General features: G+C 64.5%; 17 protein-coding genes and 2 tRNA genes. 9 read left to right on the top strand and 10 right to left on the bottom strand.

What is annotated here, in order from left to right:
- Positions 1-84: 84 nt before the first annotated feature.
- Positions 85-363 carry a succinate dehydrogenase assembly factor 2 gene (locus tag WAB17_RS13110; RefSeq protein WP_435417787.1) on the bottom strand — a complete coding sequence of 93 codons (279 nt, stop codon included), beginning with the start codon at positions 361-363 and terminating at the stop codon, positions 85-87.
- 53 nt (positions 364-416) lie between these two features.
- Between WAB17_RS13110 and recG the strand changes: the two genes are divergently transcribed.
- Positions 417-2477, top strand: a complete 2061-nt coding sequence (recG, locus tag WAB17_RS13105; protein WP_435417786.1) for an ATP-dependent DNA helicase RecG — start codon at positions 417-419, stop codon at positions 2475-2477.
- Here recG and WAB17_RS13100 read toward each other — a convergent pair.
- Positions 2460-2933 (bottom strand): low molecular weight protein-tyrosine-phosphatase, encoded by a 474-nt coding sequence (locus WAB17_RS13100; RefSeq protein ID WP_435417785.1) that lies wholly within the window; start codon positions 2931-2933, stop codon positions 2460-2462. The two genes, recG and WAB17_RS13100, sit on opposite strands and share 18 nt — an antisense overlap.
- A complete protein-coding gene (locus WAB17_RS13095; RefSeq protein ID WP_435417784.1) occupies positions 2930-4264 on the bottom strand; it encodes an ABC1 kinase family protein in 1335 nt (444 codons plus the stop codon). The genes WAB17_RS13100 and WAB17_RS13095 overlap by 4 nt, the downstream gene beginning before the upstream one ends.
- A gap of 33 nt (positions 4265-4297) precedes the next feature.
- Between WAB17_RS13095 and WAB17_RS13090 the strand changes: the two genes are divergently transcribed.
- Positions 4298-4765 (top strand): DUF3429 domain-containing protein, encoded by a 468-nt coding sequence (locus WAB17_RS13090; RefSeq protein WP_435417783.1) that lies wholly within the window; start codon positions 4298-4300, stop codon positions 4763-4765.
- A 19-nt stretch (positions 4766-4784) separates the two neighbouring features.
- Here WAB17_RS13090 and WAB17_RS13085 read toward each other — a convergent pair.
- Positions 4785-4861: transfer RNA gene (locus WAB17_RS13085), tRNA-Pro, on the bottom strand.
- A 111-nt stretch (positions 4862-4972) separates the two neighbouring features.
- On the opposite strand from WAB17_RS13085, the gene thyA reads away from it, so the two are divergent.
- The 5 genes from thyA to WAB17_RS13060 all read left to right on the top strand — a co-directional run bounded on the left by thyA (position 4973) and on the right by WAB17_RS13060 (position 10241).
- Entirely contained in the window at positions 4973-5929 is a 957-nt protein-coding gene (gene thyA, locus WAB17_RS13080) for a thymidylate synthase (RefSeq protein ID WP_435417782.1), read from the top strand.
- 103 nt (positions 5930-6032) lie between these two features.
- The gene (locus WAB17_RS13075; protein WP_435417781.1) at positions 6033-7319 is read left to right on the top strand and encodes a 3-methyl-2-oxobutanoate dehydrogenase (2-methylpropanoyl-transferring) subunit alpha; all 1287 of its coding nucleotides are present in this window, start codon (positions 6033-6035) and stop codon (positions 7317-7319) included.
- A complete protein-coding gene (locus WAB17_RS13070; RefSeq protein WP_435417780.1) occupies positions 7316-8368 on the top strand; it encodes an alpha-ketoacid dehydrogenase subunit beta in 1053 nt (350 codons plus the stop codon). The genes WAB17_RS13075 and WAB17_RS13070 overlap by 4 nt, the downstream gene beginning before the upstream one ends.
- A gap of 4 nt (positions 8369-8372) precedes the next feature.
- The gene (locus WAB17_RS13065) at positions 8373-9638 is read left to right on the top strand and encodes a dihydrolipoamide acetyltransferase family protein (protein WP_435417779.1); all 1266 of its coding nucleotides are present in this window, start codon (positions 8373-8375) and stop codon (positions 9636-9638) included.
- 6 nt (positions 9639-9644) lie between these two features.
- Positions 9645-10241, top strand: coding sequence for a YdeI/OmpD-associated family protein (locus WAB17_RS13060; protein ID WP_435417778.1), 597 nt, complete (start codon positions 9645-9647; stop codon positions 10239-10241).
- On the opposite strand, the gene WAB17_RS13055 is transcribed toward WAB17_RS13060, so the two are convergent.
- The gene (locus tag WAB17_RS13055; protein WP_435417777.1) at positions 10242-10685 is read right to left on the bottom strand and encodes a hypothetical protein; all 444 of its coding nucleotides are present in this window, start codon (positions 10683-10685) and stop codon (positions 10242-10244) included.
- A 192-nt stretch (positions 10686-10877) separates the two neighbouring features.
- Here WAB17_RS13055 and WAB17_RS13050 point away from each other — a divergent pair.
- Both WAB17_RS13050 and WAB17_RS13045 read left to right on the top strand, forming a co-directional pair.
- Positions 10878-10954: transfer RNA gene (locus WAB17_RS13050), tRNA-Asp, on the top strand.
- A 110-nt stretch (positions 10955-11064) separates the two neighbouring features.
- Positions 11065-12039, top strand: a complete 975-nt coding sequence (locus WAB17_RS13045; RefSeq protein WP_435417776.1) for an NAD(P)H-dependent flavin oxidoreductase — start codon at positions 11065-11067, stop codon at positions 12037-12039.
- Here WAB17_RS13045 and WAB17_RS13040 read toward each other — a convergent pair whose 3' ends face one another.
- The 5 genes from WAB17_RS13040 to WAB17_RS13020 form a co-directional block, all read right to left on the bottom strand.
- Positions 12040-13437: an MFS transporter gene (locus WAB17_RS13040; RefSeq protein ID WP_435417775.1), complete on the bottom strand. Its 1398-nt coding sequence runs from the start codon at positions 13435-13437 to the stop codon at positions 12040-12042.
- An 88-nt stretch (positions 13438-13525) separates the two neighbouring features.
- On the bottom strand, positions 13526-13741 hold the full coding sequence (locus WAB17_RS13035; RefSeq protein ID WP_435417774.1) for a DUF2842 domain-containing protein: 216 nt from the start codon (positions 13739-13741) through the stop codon (positions 13526-13528).
- Entirely contained in the window at positions 13738-14313 is a 576-nt protein-coding gene (locus WAB17_RS13030) for a 5-formyltetrahydrofolate cyclo-ligase (RefSeq protein ID WP_435417773.1), read from the bottom strand. The genes WAB17_RS13035 and WAB17_RS13030 overlap by 4 nt, the downstream gene beginning before the upstream one ends.
- Before the next feature lie 230 nt (positions 14314-14543).
- Positions 14544-15188 carry a cell division protein ZapA gene (locus WAB17_RS13025; RefSeq protein ID WP_435417772.1) on the bottom strand — a complete coding sequence of 215 codons (645 nt, stop codon included), beginning with the start codon at positions 15186-15188 and terminating at the stop codon, positions 14544-14546.
- Complete coding sequence (locus tag WAB17_RS13020; RefSeq protein WP_435417771.1) at positions 15185-15409, bottom strand: hypothetical protein; 225 nt, start codon at positions 15407-15409, stop codon at positions 15185-15187. The genes WAB17_RS13025 and WAB17_RS13020 overlap by 4 nt, the downstream gene beginning before the upstream one ends.
- Positions 15410-15498 lie beyond the last annotated feature (89 nt).

The raw sequence follows: 15498 nt of genomic DNA, 5'->3' as shown, positions 1-15498 counted from the left end.
TGGCCCCCTGCCCGAAAGGGAAGGGGGTGAATGGTTCGCCGGGACATAGGGACGAGCGCGCCGATGCGCTACCCCGCCGAAAGGTCAGCGCGGAATATCGACGTAATCGAGCCGCCGCATGAGCTCCATCTGCTCGCCAGCGACATGGTCGGGGATCGGCTGCGTGCCCAGCGCCCAGGCCATGATATCGACGTCGTCTTCATCGAGCAGCATCTCGAACCAGGCCAGTCCGGCTTCGTCCCAGCCGGCGGAGTAGCGGTCGAAAAAGCCGCCGATCATGTAGTCCGCCTCGCGCGTGCCGCGGTGCCAGCCGCGGAATCTGGCGCGGGCGAGACGGGTGGCGAAGTCGGGTGCATCGGGCATGGGCGGGCGGGTAGGGCACTCGCATTGCAGGCGCAAGCGGCTATAGGAATGCCATGCGCCCGGAGATCCTCAACCCGCTGTTCGCCGAGGTCGATACGCTCGAAGGTGTCGGGCCGAAGCTGAAGAAGCCGCTCGACAGACTGGGCCTGACAAGGGTGCGCGATGTCGCCTATCACCTGCCCGAACGCTTCGTCACCCGGCGGGCGGTGCAAAGCCTCGACGAGGCGGGCGAGGGCGAGCAAATCGTACTTGCGCTTACCCCGATAGAGCACCGCGCGCCGCGCTCGGGCCGTGGGCCGCACCGCGTGCTGGCGCAGGATTCGATCGGCAACGTCTGCGCGCTGACCTATTTCGGACGTGCGGCCTATTCCGCCAAGAAGCTGCTACCGGTCGGCGAGCGGCGCTGGGTCGCCGGCAAGCTCGAACGATATGGCGACATGCTGCAGATCGTTCATCCCGACCATGTGCTGGAAGAAGGCGGCGAGAGCCTGCAGCGCCTGTGCGAGCCGGTCTATGCCCTGTCCGAAGGGCTGACCCAGCCCAAGCTCGCCAGCCTCGTGGCGCAGGCGATGGCGCGGCTGCCCGAACTGCCCGAATGGATCGAGCCCGCGCAATTCGGCAAGGCTGGCTGGCCGATCTGGTCCGATGCGCTGAAACTGGCGCACAAGGGCGAGCACGCAGGGGCGCGCGACCGTCTCGCCTATGACGAGCTGCTCGCCAACAGCCTGGCGCTGATGCTGGTGCGGGCGGACAATCGCCAGCGGCGCGGGCGGGCGCTAGCGGGTGACGGATCGCGGCGGGGCAAGCTGCAATTGCCGTTCCCGCTCACTGGCGCGCAGCAACGTTCGATCCGCGAGATCGAGGGCGACATGGCGCAGGAAGCGCCGATGTTGCGGCTGCTGCAAGGCGATGTCGGCGCCGGCAAGACAGTGGTGGCGCTGGAGGCGATGCTGGTCGCGGTCGAGGCGGGTGCACAGGCTGCGCTGCTCGCCCCGACAGAAATCCTCGCCCGCCAGCATTTCGAGACGCTGCGCGCCATGGCCCGCCCGACGGGCACCGAGGTTGCCTTGCTCACGGGCCGCGACAAGGGCAGGGCACGCGAGAGCATTCTCATTGGCCTGCTCGACGGGTCGATCGACATCGTCGTCGGCACCCATGCGATCTTCCAGGATACGGTGAACTACCGCGACCTAGGTCTTGTTGTCATCGACGAGCAGCACCGCTTCGGCGTGGCCCAGCGCCTGCAACTGGCGCGCAAGGGCAAGCGCACGCCGCACACGCTGGCGATGACCGCGACTCCGATCCCGCGCACGCTGACCCTCGCACAATATGGCGAGATGGATGTCAGCAAGCTCGACGAGATGCCGCCGGGGAGGCAGGCGATCGACACGCGAGTCGTCTGGCAGGACCGCACCGCCGAGGTAGTCGAGGCCGTCGGGCGCCATATCGAGGGCGGGCAGCAGGCCTATTGGGTCTGCCCGATGGTGCATGACAGCGAGACCAGCGATCTTGCCGCTGCCGAGGCGCGTTACGCGGCGCTCAAGGAGCGCTTTGGCGAGAGTGTGGTGCTGGTCCACGGCCAGCTCGACCCCGCTGCCAAGGACCGGGCGATGGATCGCTTTGCCAGCGGCGAGGCGAAGCTGCTGGTGGCGACCACGGTGATCGAGGTTGGGGTCGATGTCCCGGCAGCGACGCTGATGGTGATCGAACAGGCCGAGCGCTTCGGCCTCGCCCAGCTTCACCAGTTGCGCGGCCGGGTCGGGCGGGGGTCGGAGAAATCCGTCTGCCTGCTCTTGCGCGGGGAGGCCTTGTCCGAAACGGGCCGGAAGCGGCTCGCCCTGATGCGCGAGACGCAGGACGGCTTCCGCATCGCCGAGGAAGACCTCGCCTTGCGCGGCGGCGGTGAACTGCTCGGCACGCGCCAGTCGGGCGATACACCGTTCCGCGTGGCCGATCTCGAACAGATCACGCGCCTGCTGCCCGTCGCCCATGACGACGCGCGCCTGCTGGTGGAACGCGACGGCGGCCTCAGCTCGCCCCGAGGCGAGGCGGCGCGTGTGCTGCTCTACCTGTTCGAGCGCGACTGGGGCGTACAGCTATTGCGCGGCGGATAGGCGCGTCACCAGCGCCTGCGCCGCCCGCCACACATCTTCCCACGTATACTCGAACTGCTCTTCGCCCTCGTAATAGGGATCGGCCACCGCTGCGCCTTCGCGGACCGGCACCATGTCCATGACCAGCGCGACATGGGCCGAATGGCCATCCGGGGCGATCCGCCGGATATTGGCGAGGTTCGAATGGTCGAGGGCGAGGATGTGGGTGAAGCGCTCGAAATCGGCCGGCTCAATCTGGCGCCCGCGATAGTGGGCGATGTCGATACCGTATCGGGCGGCGGTCGCAATGCTGCGCGGGTCGGGCGGTTCGCCGACATGGTAGGCGGCGGTACCGGCACTGTCCGCCTCGGCATCGAGCCCGGCCTCTTCCGCCGCCTTGCGGAAGGCCGCTTCGGCCAGCGGGGAGCGGCAGATGTTGCCGAGACAGACGAAGAGGACGGCGGGTTTGCGGCTCATGCGGTCGCCTCCAGCACGTCGTTGACGATCTTGCGGATGTTGACCACCGCCTTCAGCCGCGCACCGAGGAGGGCGGTTCCGCTGACCTTGCGCTGGACGAACAGCGTCTCGGCCGGCGGCAGGTGCCAGCTCTGCCGGTCCTGTGCGATGGCCATGCCCTCGTCACGCAGCAGCGGGACGAAGGAGCGGTCGCCGAAGTCGAAGTCACTGTCGCGGGCCATTTCGCCCACGATGATATCGATCATCTTGGCAAGCCTGTCCGGATGCCGCTCTACTACGGCGTCATTGATGAAGCCCGCCGCCAGCGCTTCGCGCCGCACGGCATCTGCGTCTTGCGCCAGCCCTGCCAGCAGCAATCGGCGATAGGCTGCCTGGATCGCGGGATCGACATCGCGGGTCGCCCCGAAGTCGAGCAGTACCAGCCTGCCCGTGCTCCGCTGGTAGCGGAAATTGGCAAAGTTGGGGTCGGTCTGCATCACCCCGAATTCGAACAATTCGCGCGCGACGAGCCGGATCAGTTCTGCGAACAGGCTGTTGCGCAGTTCCTGCGGCTCCTGCTCCAGGCTTTCGATGGCGATGCCTTCCTCGAAGCTCATGGCGAGGATGCGGTCGGTGGTCAGCGGAGCGTAAAGGTCCGGCACCACGAACTGGGGCTGGTCGGCCAGCAGCGCCTTGTACCGCTGCATCTGTTGCCCTTCGCGGCGATAGTCGGCCTCTTCGTGAAGCTGCGACTTGGCCGCTGCCAGCAGGGCGGAATAGTCGAGCTCCTTCGGCAGCAGGCCCGAGACCTTGAGCAGGGTGGCGACATTGTCGACATCGCTGTCGATGCTCTGCGCGACGCCGGGATACTGCACCTTGATCGCCAGCATTTCGCCGTCGCGGGTCAGGGCACGATGCACCTGACCGATGCTGGCGGCGGCAATGGGGCGGGGCTCGAAGCGGCGGAAGCGCGTGCGCCAGTCCTTGCCCCATTCGCTTGCCAGCACCTTGTCGAGTTGTTGGGGCGGCATGAAATTGGCCTGGTCCCGCAACGTGCCGAGAATTTGCGAAAGTTCGGGCGGGAGCATATCGCCCGCATCCATGCTGATCATCTGCCCCAGCTTCATCGCGGCGCCGCGCAAATGGGCCAGCCGGTCCGTCAGTCGCTTGGCATTGGCAGGAGTCAGGACGAGGTCTTCCAGCCGGGGTCGCTCGCCCGCAGCAAGCCGCTTGGCACCTTCGCCCAGCACCGAGCCAGCGACGCCGCCGGCAAGCCGCCCGAATCCGGCAAGCCGCGAGAGCCGCCCGCTGGGAACCGCGCGGTGGCGCGAGGGATTGTCGTCGTCATGCATGGTGGCGGGGCGCTTAACAGGGATCGAAGGGGAATGAACGAAAAACCGGTGGAAGACAGGTCGGTTCCAACCGCGGCGCTGTGGCTCGGCTACGCCGGGCTCTTGCCGCAGATCATCGCCATTGCGCTGGTGCTGCAGGGTGGATCGCTGTCGTGGATCGCTCTGGCTTCGAGCTATGCTTACGCCGCGCTGATCTTCAGCTTCCTCGGCGGGGTCTGGTGGGGACAAGCCATCGCCACGCCCGCCGCACCGCGCTGGGCCCTCGCCGTCGCCGTGCTGCCGAGCCTGATCGGGCTTGCCTTGTTCCTGCCGTGGACCTTCGGCTCGGAATGGCCGGGGCCGTCGCTGCTATGGCTCGGGCTGCTCATCTGCCTTTCGCCGCTGGTCGACCGCAAGCTAGGCCTTGGCGGCCGCGACTGGATGACGCTGCGCTGGCGGCTGTCGCTGGGGCTGGGCGGGCTCAGCGTGGCGCTGGCACTGCTCGCGATGGAGCGTCACTAAACCTCGCGTACGAGGAAACTGGTCGGGGAGAGAGGATTCGAACCTCCGGCCCCTGCCTCCCGAAGACAGTGCTCTACCAGGCTGAGCTACTCCCCGACCGATGTCGTTCCCGCCGGGCCGAAGCCACCGCGGGTCGAGGCAAGGCGCGCCCTATAGGTGTGGACGGGCGGGGTGGCAAGCGGGCATTTGCAGGGTATGGGACTTTGCATGGCTACCGCCTCGTTGCCCTTCGATTCTGCCGCCGGATCCCATCCGGACCAGCAATATCTCGACCTGATGCGCCACATCTGGGAGCATGGCAGCGAACGGGTGGACCGGACGGGCGTGGGCACGCGCTCCGTGTTCGGGGCTCAGCTGCGATTCGATCTGGCGGGTGGGGCGATGCCGCTGCTCACCACCAAGCGGGTCTACTGGAAGACCGCCACGCGCGAGATGCTGTGGTTCCTGACCGGCGATACGAATATCCGCCCGCTCGTGCTACAGGGCGTCAAGATCTGGAACGAGTGGCCGCACGCGCGCTATGTTCGCGAAACCGGCGACGCCATCGCGCTCGACGGTTTCGTCCAGCGCGTCGCCGACGATGAGGCCTTCGCCGCCAAATGGGGCGATCTCGGCCCGGTCTATGGCAAGCAATGGGTCGACTGGCCGACCTACCGCTACCGCCAGGACGGACTCTATGAGAAGGGCGAGGGGATCAACCAGGTTGCCGAAGTCGTCGAGAGCCTTCGCACCAATCCGGGCAGCCGCCGCCATATCATCGAAGGCTGGAACGTCGCCGAACTCGACCGGATGGCCTTGCCGCCGTGCCACAAGACGTACCAGTTCCATGTCGCAGGCAACCGGCTGAACTGCCTGCTCTATCAGCGCAGCTGCGACGTCGCGCTGGGCCTGCCGTTCAACCTGTGGTCGGCGGCGCTACTGCAGCGGATGATTGCGCAGCAAACCGATCTCGAGACCGGCGAGCTGGTATGGATGGGCGGGGACACGCATCTCTACCTGAATCACGCGGCACTGATTGCCGAGCAACTGGCGCGCGAACCGCAGGGCCGGCCGCGGCTTGAAATAGTCCGTCGGCCGGACAGCATTTTCGGCTATCGGATCGAGGATTTCGTGGTCGAAAATTACACGCCGCACCCTCCGATCAAGGCGCCTGTTGCGGTTTAGCTTTCCAAGGGTCCATAAGCTTGACCACTTGCCTTCTGCGCAATAAATGTGCGCGCAATTGTAAGAATGCAACTACCGCCCTTGGTAGCTGGGAGAGCGCGATATGGCCGACCGGGCCGCGGGGCAGAATAAGCCCGCCCTAGAATTGCACGTGCCCGAGCCGAAGTACCGGCCCGGCGACAAGGCCGATTTTTCGTATCTCGATATCCCGCCGGCCGGCGCGCAGCCGCGCCCCGACGAGGCCTGCGACCCGCGCGAGACCACGCCGCTGGTGCATGACCTGATCCGCGTCCTGGGCGACGACGACAGGGCGCACGGCCCGTGGGACCCGAAGCTTTCGCCCGACACGCTACGCACCATGCTGCGGCATTTCTCCATGGTCCGCGCCTTCGACGAACGCATGTTTCGTGGCCAGCGGCAGGGCAAGACCAGCTTCTACATGAAGTGCACCGGCGAGGAAGCGACCAGCATTTCCGCCGCCATGGCACTGGCCGCCGACGACATGATCTTCCCCAGCTACCGCCAGCAGGGCATCCTGATCGCGCGCGGCTATCCGCTGGTGGAGATGATCAACCAGATCTACTCGAACAAGGCGGACAAGCTCAAGGGCCGGCAGCTGCCGATCATGTATTCGAGCCGCGAGCACAATTTCTTCTCGATCTCCGGCAATCTCGCCACCCAGCTGCCACAGGCGGTGGGCTGGGCGATGGCCAGCGCCTCCAAGAACGACAGCCGCATTGCTGCGACCTGGGTCGGCGAAGGTTCCACCGCCGAGGGCGACTTCCACGCCGCCTGCACCTTCGCCACTGTCTACAACGCGCCGGTGATCTTCAATGTCGTCAACAACCAGTGGGCGATTTCCAGCTTTTCCGGGTTTGCCGGGGCCGAGCGCACGACCTTTGCGGCGCGCGGCCTGGGGTACGGCATCGCCTCGCTGCGGGTAGACGGCAACGATCCGCTGGCGGTCTATGCGGCCGAGCAATGGGCCGCCAACCGGGCCCGTGCCAACAAGGGCCCGACCCTGATCGAGCATTTCACCTATCGCGCCGAGGGGCATTCCACCTCGGACGATCCCAGCGCCTATCGCAGCGCGCAAGAGCGTGAGGAATGGCCGCTGGGCGATCCGGTCAACCGGCTCAAGAAGCATCTTATCGCCATCGGCGAATGGGACGAGGAACGCCAGGCGGCGATGGATCTGGAAGCCGCCGAAACGGTCAAGGCCACCACCAAGGAGGCCGAGAAATACGGAATTCTCGGCCACGGAATGCATCATCCGTTCCACACCATGTTCGAGGACGTGTACGAGGAACTGCCCTGGCATCTCGAGGAACAGGCCGAGCAGGCGATCCGCGAACGAAAGACGAAATGGCCGGGGAGCCTCGACCAATGAGCGAAGCGATGATCAGCGACGCACCGGTGGCAACAGACCGCCGCCTCAACATGATCGAGGCGATCAACGAAGCGCTCGACATCATGCTGGAGCGGGACCCCAACGTCATCATCATGGGCGAGGACGTGGGCTATTTCGGCGGCGTATTCCGCGCGACTGCGGGCTTGCAGGAGAAACACGGCAAGAACCGGGTGTTCGACACGCCAATTTCGGAATGCGGCATCATCGCCGCGGCGGTGGGGATGGGGGCCTATGGCCTGCGCCCGGTGCCGGAAATCCAGTTTGCCGACTATATCTATCCCGGCCTCGACCAGCTCATCTCGGAAGCGGCTCGGCTGCGGTATCGTTCGGCCTGTGATTTCATCGCGCCGATGACCGTGCGCTCGCCCTTTGGCGGCGGCATCTTCGGCGGCCAGACCCACAGCCAGAGCCCCGAGGCATTGTTTACCCATGTGGCGGGTCTCAAGACGGTGATCCCGTCCACGCCCCACGATGCCAAGGGGCTGCTGATCAGCTGCATCGAAGACAACGATCCAGTGATCTTCTTCGAGCCCAAGCGGATCTACAACGGGCCGTTCTCGGGCTATTACGACAAGCCGGTCGAACCCTGGAAGAAGCACCACGATTCCGTCGTGCCGAAAGGCTACTACAAGGTGCCGCTGGGCAAGGCGCGGGTGGTGACCGAAGGCGAGGCGCTGACCGTGCTGGCTTATGGCACCATGGTCCACGTCGCCGAGGCGGTATGCCGCGAAAAGGGCGTCGATGCCGAAATCCTCGACCTGAGGACGCTCGTGCCGCTCGATATCGAAGCGATCGAGGCCTCGGTCAAGAAGACCGGCAAGTGCATGATCGTGCACGAGGCGACCCGCACCTCCGGCTTCGGTGCAGAGCTCTCCGCACTGGTGCAGGAACGCTGCTTCTACCATCTCGAAGCCCCGATCGAACGCGTCACCGGTTTCGACACCCCTTATCCGCACAGCCTCGAATGGGCTTATTTCCCCGGCCCCGTTCGCCTTGGCGAAGCGATCGACCGACTTCTGAAGGACTGACCTGATGGCCAAGTTCACATTCAACATGCCCGACGTGGGCGAAGGCGTTGCCGAGGCGGAAGTCGTCGAATGGCATGTAAAGGTCGGTGACCGGGTCGAGGAAGACCAGCACCTGGTTGACGTGATGACCGACAAGGCGACGATCGACATCGAAAGCCCGGTGGCGGGGACTGTGCTCGAAGTGGCCGGCGATCCGGGTGATGTGGTTTCGGTCGGCGCGATGCTGCTCGTGATCGAAGTCGAGGAACCTGTCGAGGCGGCACTGTCACCGACAGCCGAAATCGTCGAAGAGCGGATTGAAGTCGAGACGCCTGATGCGAGCGATGCAGATGACGCGATGGCTGCCGATCCGGAGCCAGCTCCGCCTCAGCCAGTCGCTCCTGCGCCGGCTCCACGGGCCGAAGCAAAAGTCCTTGCATCCCCGGCTGTCCGTGCCCGTGCCAGCGATCTCGGAATCGATCTGGGCGACGTGAAGGCAGCCGAGGACGGCCGTATCCGCCACGCGGACCTGGACGCATTTCTGTCCTACAACGGCGGCTTCTCCAGCGCTGCGCCGACGCGCGGCGACGAGGAAATCAAGGTCATCGGGATGCGTCGCCGCATCGCCGAGAACATGGCAGCATCGAAGCGGCATATCCCGCATTTCTCATATGTGGAGGAATGCGACGTGACCGACCTCGAGGCCATTCGCGCGCAGCTCAATGCAGGACGCGGTTCCCGGCCCAAGTTGACGATCTTGCCGCTGCTGATCACGGCGATCTGCAAGACGCTGCCCGATTTCCCGATGATCAACGCGCGCTACGACGACGAGGCGGGTGTGGTTACCCGCAGCGGCGCGGTGCATCTGGGCATGGCGGCGCAGACCGATGCCGGGCTGATGGTCCCGGTGATCCGCAATGCGCAGGCCAAGAACCTGTGGCAGCTGGCAAACGAGATTACGCGCCTTGCCGAGGCGGCCCGCACCGGCAAGGCGAAGTCGGACGAGCTCTCGGGTGGCACGCTCACGGTGACCTCGCTCGGCCCGCTGGGCGGGGTGGCGACCACGCCGGTCATCAACCGTCCCGAAGTCGCGATCATCGGTCCCAACCGCATTATCGAGCGTCCGATGTTCGTTCCCGACGGGATGGGCGGCGAGCGGATCGAGAAGCGCAAGCTGATGAACATCTCGATCAGCTGCGACCACCGTGTGGTCGACGGCTACGATGCGGCGAGCTTCGTCCAAGCGCTCAAGCTACTGCTCGAAAAGCCTGCGCTGATTCTCGCCAGCTGATGTGATATGCCTCTCCGCATGGAGAGGGATCCGCGCATCGACGCCTATATCGCCAAGGCCGCACCATTCGCGCAGCCAATCCTCATGCGCCTGCGCGAAATCGCGCACAAGGCGCTGCCCGAGGGTGTCGAGGACATAAAATGGGGCATGCCGCACTTCCTCGTCGCCGGGAAGAACATCGGCGGGATGGCTGCGTTCAAAGCGCATTGCGCGCTGGTGATCCATGGCGATAACAGGCAAGGGGAGGGCATGGGCGGCTACGGCAAGATCGCAAGCCTCGACGAGATGCCGGCCGAGGCAGAGGTGATAACCGCGTTGCATGCAGCGCGCGATCGGGTCGCCAACCATGGCAGCGCGACCAAGGGCCGCGGCACCCCAAAGCCCAAAGCGGAAATCCCGATGCCGAATTACTTCGCCGACGCTTTGGCCGGCAACGCCAAGGCGAAAGCGAACTTCGACAGGCTCGCCCCGTCACACCGGCGCGAATATCTTGAATGGATTACCGAAGCCAAGCGCGAGGAAACTCGCGCCAGGCGTATGGCGACCGCGCTCGCATGGCTGGCCGAAGGCAAGAAGCGGAACTGGAAGTACGAAAATTGCTGATCAGCGCACGGTTGCGCTGAAGCTTAGAATTCCTTTGCCGCGGCCGGCCTCGTCGCGGCTCACTTGCCAGCGTAGGTGCGTCACATCCTCCGGCGTTGCCCGCCGAGCACCGATCCGCATCCCGGCGAGCTGGCCCCACGTCCTGCCACCATCGATGGAAACTTCCGCAGCACGTCCACCCATGCGCTTGAAAGCCAAGTCGCGCGGTACAGGGCTGGCGACCGTGAACCGCTCGCTGCGAACGGGTGCCCTCCAACTCAGCATGAGTACGACCGAGTCGCCCTTGCGCAGGGTCGTGGCCGGTTCCAGGGCCCGCACCACGCGGTCACCCATTCGCTCGGCTCGTTCGCGATAGACCGACTTGCGGATGTCGACGGTCGATTGGGCCGCCAGCGTGCCACAGGCAAGGAAGGCAAGGGCGGCAGTCAGTACAAGCTTTCGCACGGCAGAATTTCCCCCGGTTGCCAGCGGATTGCGTCACCCGGAGACCTGCCTGAAAGAGCCGAAAATATGGTTAACGCGACGGTATGTTTTCGGTCCGAGAAATTTGCGCTCAAGGGTTATTGACAGCCTCGAAGGCCTGCCCTAGTTGCGCCGCTCCCACGCAGGAACGCCGCTATCGGCGCCGTGGTATGCGGGGGTGTAGCTCAGTTGGTTAGAGCGCCGGCCTGTCACGCCGGAGGTCGCGGGTTCAAGTCCCGTCACTCTCGCCACTTCCTTCCCGGAAGTCGCAACTCTCCCGCTCCAACCCAAATTTCGTTTGAGCTTTGCCGCTTCTGCGGCAAGGGTCCGTTGCAACAAGCAACCGGAGGAGAGGACCGTCATGAAAACCGCCATCACCGAAATGTTCGGCATCGAGCACCCCATCATCCAGGGCGGCATGCACTATGTCGGCTTTGCCGAAATGGCGGCGGCCGTGTCCAACGCCGGCGGCCTCGGCATCATTACCGGCCTGACCCTGGGAACGCCCGAGAAGCTTGCAAACGAGATCGCGAAGTGCCGCGACATGACCGACAAGCCGTTCGGCGTGAACCTGACCTTCCTGCCCAGCCTGACGCCGCCCGATTACCCCGGCCTCGTCAAGGCCATCATCGATGGCGGAGTGAAAGCGGTCGAGACCGCCGGGCGCAACCCGGTGCAGGTGATGCCCGCCTTGAAGGATGCAGGGATCAAGGTGATCCACAAATGCACCAGCGTGCGGCACAGCCTCAAGGCGCAAGAGATCGGCTGCGACGCGGTTTCCGTCGACGGGTTCGAATGCGGCGGGCACCCGGGCGAGGACGACGTGCCGAACTTCATCCTCCTGCCCCGCGCTGCGGACGAGCTCGAAATCCCTTTCGTCTCCAGTGGCGGCATGGCCGACGGGCGCAGCCTCGTCGCGTCGCTCGCCATGGGCGCCGCGGGCATGAACATGGGAACCCGCTTCATCGCCACCAAGGAAGCGCCGGTGCACGAGAACGTGAAGCGTGCGATCGTCGCCGCGAGCGAGCTCGACACGCGCCTCGTCATGCGTCCGCTGCGCAACACCGAACGGGTGATGACCAACGAAGCGGTCGAGCGCCTGCTGGAAAAGGAACGCGCGCTGGGCGACAAGCTGAAGTTCGAAGACATCATCGGCGAAGTTGCCGGGGTCTATCCGCGCATCATGACCGAAGGCGACATGGACGCGGGCGCGTGGAGCTGCGGCATGGTCGCAGGGCTGATCCACGATATCCCGACGTGCAAGGAGCTGATCGACCGGATCATGCGCGAGGCGGAAGACATCATCGCCCGCCTGAACCGCTTGCAGGCAGCCTGATCACCGGCGCGAGGCGAGCCGCTCCAGGTTGGCCTCGTGATCCTCCTTGGTGATGGTGTAGCGGCTGATGCAGAACAGCATGGCGAACCACAGCAACGAGAGCGTCGGCGCGTAGAGCAGCCCGAGCCACCACAGCGTATCGGCATCGACGGTTCCCGGATTGGCGCCTTGCGGAAACTGGATCGCCGACAGGATCAATCCTCCTGCGAAAGAGCCGAGTCCGACAGTGCATTTGCGGGTGAAGGTGACGGCGGCATAGAACACGCCCTCCGAACGCCGCCCGGTTCGCAGCTCGCTGCTTTCGACCAGGTCGGCGATCATCGAATAGAGGATCGATTGCAGCGCGATGATCAGCGAGAGATCGATCGTATTGATCGCCGCCACCAGCGGAAACAATATGGGATCGCCGTTCTCCGGCATCAGGCCCAGCAAGCGCAATACCACCGGCATTGGCGCTACGGTGAACGCGACGATGCCTAGCACGATCACCGCCTTCTTCTTGCCGAAACGCTTGCCCACCGCAGGCGCCACGACAAATGCGATCAGCGCGGAAACGAACACCAGCGCGGTCCAGTAGAACTGCTGCTCGCTGGAGAAGCCCCAGAAATAGGACAGCATGGTGAAGGCAAGGGCCGCCGACAGGCCCGCGGCGACCGATCCCATGACGGTGGCCCAGAACAGCGCCAAAAAGCTCCGCTCGCGCAAGGTCTCGAACATCTCGCCGAAGAGGCGACGCAGAGAAAAAGCCTGCCTGGCCGGGGGCTGCCGCAAGTTAGGGATCGTGCGATGGGTGCCGAGCGCCGACACCGCGATGGCCAGGAAGATAAGTACCGAGGCGATGACGCCGTAGGTGGCATAGCCCGCGCGGTTGAGGATGCCATGGGCATACTCTGTCGTCGGAACCAGCAGAACCGCGAACATCAGCACGGTCATGGCATTGCCGCCGAACCAGCCGAACAGGATCCTGTAGTTCTGCAAGCTCGTGCGCTGTTCGTAATCGGTCGTAAGTTCGGGCAGGAGCGCGGAACTGGGTGTTTCGTAAAACGTGATGAAAGTCCGGATGAGGACCGCGAGGCCCAGGAGATAGGCGAACAGCTGGCCCTGGCTCAGTCCTTCCGGCGGGTTCCAAAGCAGATAATACGTCGCCGCCACGGGCAAGGCGGAGGCATACATGAATGGGTGCCTGCGGCCCCAGCGCGAATGGAAATTGTCCGACCAGTACCCGACCAGCGGATCGCTGATCGCATCGAGCACCAGCGCGATAAGGATCGCGAGGCCGACGAGCCCCGGTTCCAGTCCGACAACCGTGCCGTAAAACAGCAGCAGGAAGTAGTTGAACCCGCCGTCCTTGATCCCGAAAGCGACGCTGCCGAAGCCGTAGGCGAGCTTCGTTCCCAATCCCGGATCGTCCGGCTGCTTGATTGCCGTCGTGATGTCCAGCGCTCGTCTCCCGTCACCACGCTAGTGGTTTGGGAGCCTGCGTCAATCACCCGGACTTGCCGTTCTCCATCCAGAGCAGGAAGCGCTTGAGCGGCAAGAGCCAGACGAGGCCGAGGACGAGATAGACAATGGCCTGGAAGACAGCATGCCAACCGCCGATTAGGTCGGGCACATAGCGCGCGATTACAATGGCATAGGCCAGCAACGCGACAATCAGCACGGCTATTCCGAAGGGGATGCGCCAGGTCGGTTCGGTTCTCATGCGAAGGGTCCGTACATCCGGGTCGGCGTCACGACCACGTCCAGCAGCTGGTCATGCGCCTCCTCCGGCAGGCTTTCGGCCAGTTGCACGTCCCAGGCAAGCCCGACCTTGGTCCGCCCCTGATGCCGTTCGAGCCACCGGTCGTAATGGCCGCCGCCCTGGCCGAGGCGGAGACCCGTGGCGGTAAAGCCGACCAAGGGGACGATGACCGCATCCGGCAGGATTTCGGCAGCGTTCCCTGGCGGCTGCATCAGGGCGAACGGTCCTTCGACCAGATCGCTTTCGGTGAATGGATCGTCGAACCTGGCGAAAGCCATCTCGCTGGCCTCCGACGCGAACCGTGGCAGGGCGAGGCGGTGTCCGCGTTCGAAGAAGAACTTGGCATAGGATGCCGTCGGCGCTTCGTTGGCAGTGGCATGGTACAGCCCGATGACGGCATTTTCGGGGATCAGATCGAGCAGGGGACCGGGCGGGCGATTGAAGAGAAGCGACCTTATCGCAGGAGGCTGCCCAGCGACATGCTCGCGGCGCAAGCGGCGCAGTCTCGACCTGATTTCAGACTTGGTTGTCACCGGTTCCTCTTTCGGCCGGACCGGATGGCAGTGGCGGAACCACCATGGGTCGTTTGCCAGTGAAATCCTCTGACGCCTAACGTCAGGTGGGCACCGTTTACTCCAGCCCCCAGGGTCCATTCCGAGGAATGCATTGGCCCGTTAACCGGAGCAGGGACAGTTCCCATGGATTGCTTATAGCCTCAGGGATATTCGGTAGGCTCGTGCCGGGCAGTCCCGCCAAAGACTATCTAGGATGCCCGCGGCTGTCGCTCAAGCTTGGTGACGCAATTTTCGAGCAGCTCTGCGAAACGTTCCAGCGCCGGTGCCAAATCCGGGTCGAGCGGAATTGCCGAAACCGCGCCCGGCCCGTGAGCATCGCCTCCGCCTTTCGCCGATGCTTCCGAGAGCGATCGCTCGAACGCGTCGCGTTCCCGGCGCACAGTCGCAAGCTCCCCTTGCAGCCTGCTGTTCTCGACATCGGCGTCCATGACCGCAACCTTGTACCGTTCGTTATCGGCAATCAGGTCGTTGTATTTGTTCGATTCCTGCTGGATCGAGCGCTGCAGGTTGCTCAATTCGGTTTCGAGTTCGGTAACCCTTGCCTTGAGCGCATCGGTCTTTCCCGTCGCAAGCATCGCCAGGCGCTCGGCCTCCGCCGCGCGGTTCGCTGCGGCCTGATGCTCCTCGCGACCCTGCTCCCAGGCGACCTTGGCGCGATGAAAGTCGTCGGCCAGCTGCAACGTCGCGAACAGGAGATTTTGCGAATAACGCGGCGCAAGTTGTTGGAACTTGGTATCAATCTGCTCACCCAGGGCTCGCACATGCTCCTCGTCCCCCGGTTGGACGGCGAGGGCGAAGCTGCGTCCGCCGATGACGAGGGTAAGCGTGTTCATCCCTCGAGCTTCCTGATCAATGCATCGATCCGGCCGATTTCGTCGAGGACCGTTTCCCGCAGAGCTTCATGCCGCGACACGAGTTGCATCACATTGGGTGGCGGGGCGGCAGGGGCGGGGCTGGCGCCGTCAGGTGCCGCCGGACGTTCGGCAATGGCGGCTATCCGTGCCAGCGCCTGTTCGATGCGCTGGACTGCGGCTTCGATACGATCCCCTTCCATGGGCGTGGATTTATCGCCAAACGGACGCCGAGGCAAAGCCTTGCTGCGGCCTGTTGATAAGTCTTGCAAGCTCGGTGTAGTGCCTGGCC

Origin of the sequence: Parerythrobacter aurantius, assembly GCF_045291475.1 — a bacterium.
GTDB lineage: Bacteria > Pseudomonadota > Alphaproteobacteria > Sphingomonadales > Sphingomonadaceae > Parerythrobacter > Parerythrobacter aurantius.
Note: the sequence above shows the minus strand (reverse complement) of the source record. Positions and strands in the feature narration are given on the sequence as shown.

Bases quoted from the DNA above. Each gene is read 5' to 3' on its own strand.
- WAB17_RS13045 (WP_435417776.1), top strand. From the start codon at position 11,065: ATGAAAACCGCCATCACCGAAATGTTCGGCATCGAGCACCCCATCATC.
- WAB17_RS13020 (WP_435417771.1), bottom strand. From the start codon at position 15,409: ATGGAAGGGGATCGTATCGAAGCCGCAGTCCAGCGCATCGAACAGGCG.
- thyA (WP_435417782.1), top strand. From the start codon at position 4,973: ATGGCTACCGCCTCGTTGCCCTTCGATTCTGCCGCCGGATCCCATCCG.
- WAB17_RS13090 (WP_435417783.1), top strand. From the start codon at position 4,298: ATGAACGAAAAACCGGTGGAAGACAGGTCGGTTCCAACCGCGGCGCTG.
- WAB17_RS13100 (WP_435417785.1), bottom strand. From the start codon at position 2,933: ATGAGCCGCAAACCCGCCGTCCTCTTCGTCTGTCTCGGCAACATCTGC.
- WAB17_RS13075 (WP_435417781.1), top strand. From the start codon at position 6,033: ATGGCCGACCGGGCCGCGGGGCAGAATAAGCCCGCCCTAGAATTGCAC.
- WAB17_RS13070 (WP_435417780.1), top strand. From the start codon at position 7,316: ATGAGCGAAGCGATGATCAGCGACGCACCGGTGGCAACAGACCGCCGC.
- WAB17_RS13110 (WP_435417787.1), bottom strand. From the start codon at position 363: ATGCCCGATGCACCCGACTTCGCCACCCGTCTCGCCCGCGCCAGATTC.
- WAB17_RS13060 (WP_435417778.1), top strand. From the start codon at position 9,645: ATGCCTCTCCGCATGGAGAGGGATCCGCGCATCGACGCCTATATCGCC.
- WAB17_RS13095 (WP_435417784.1), bottom strand. From the start codon at position 4,264: ATGCATGACGACGACAATCCCTCGCGCCACCGCGCGGTTCCCAGCGGG.
- WAB17_RS13065 (WP_435417779.1), top strand. From the start codon at position 8,373: ATGGCCAAGTTCACATTCAACATGCCCGACGTGGGCGAAGGCGTTGCC.
- recG (WP_435417786.1), top strand. From the start codon at position 417: ATGCGCCCGGAGATCCTCAACCCGCTGTTCGCCGAGGTCGATACGCTC.
- WAB17_RS13025 (WP_435417772.1), bottom strand. From the start codon at position 15,188: ATGAACACGCTTACCCTCGTCATCGGCGGACGCAGCTTCGCCCTCGCC.
- WAB17_RS13035 (WP_435417774.1), bottom strand. From the start codon at position 13,741: ATGAGAACCGAACCGACCTGGCGCATCCCCTTCGGAATAGCCGTGCTG.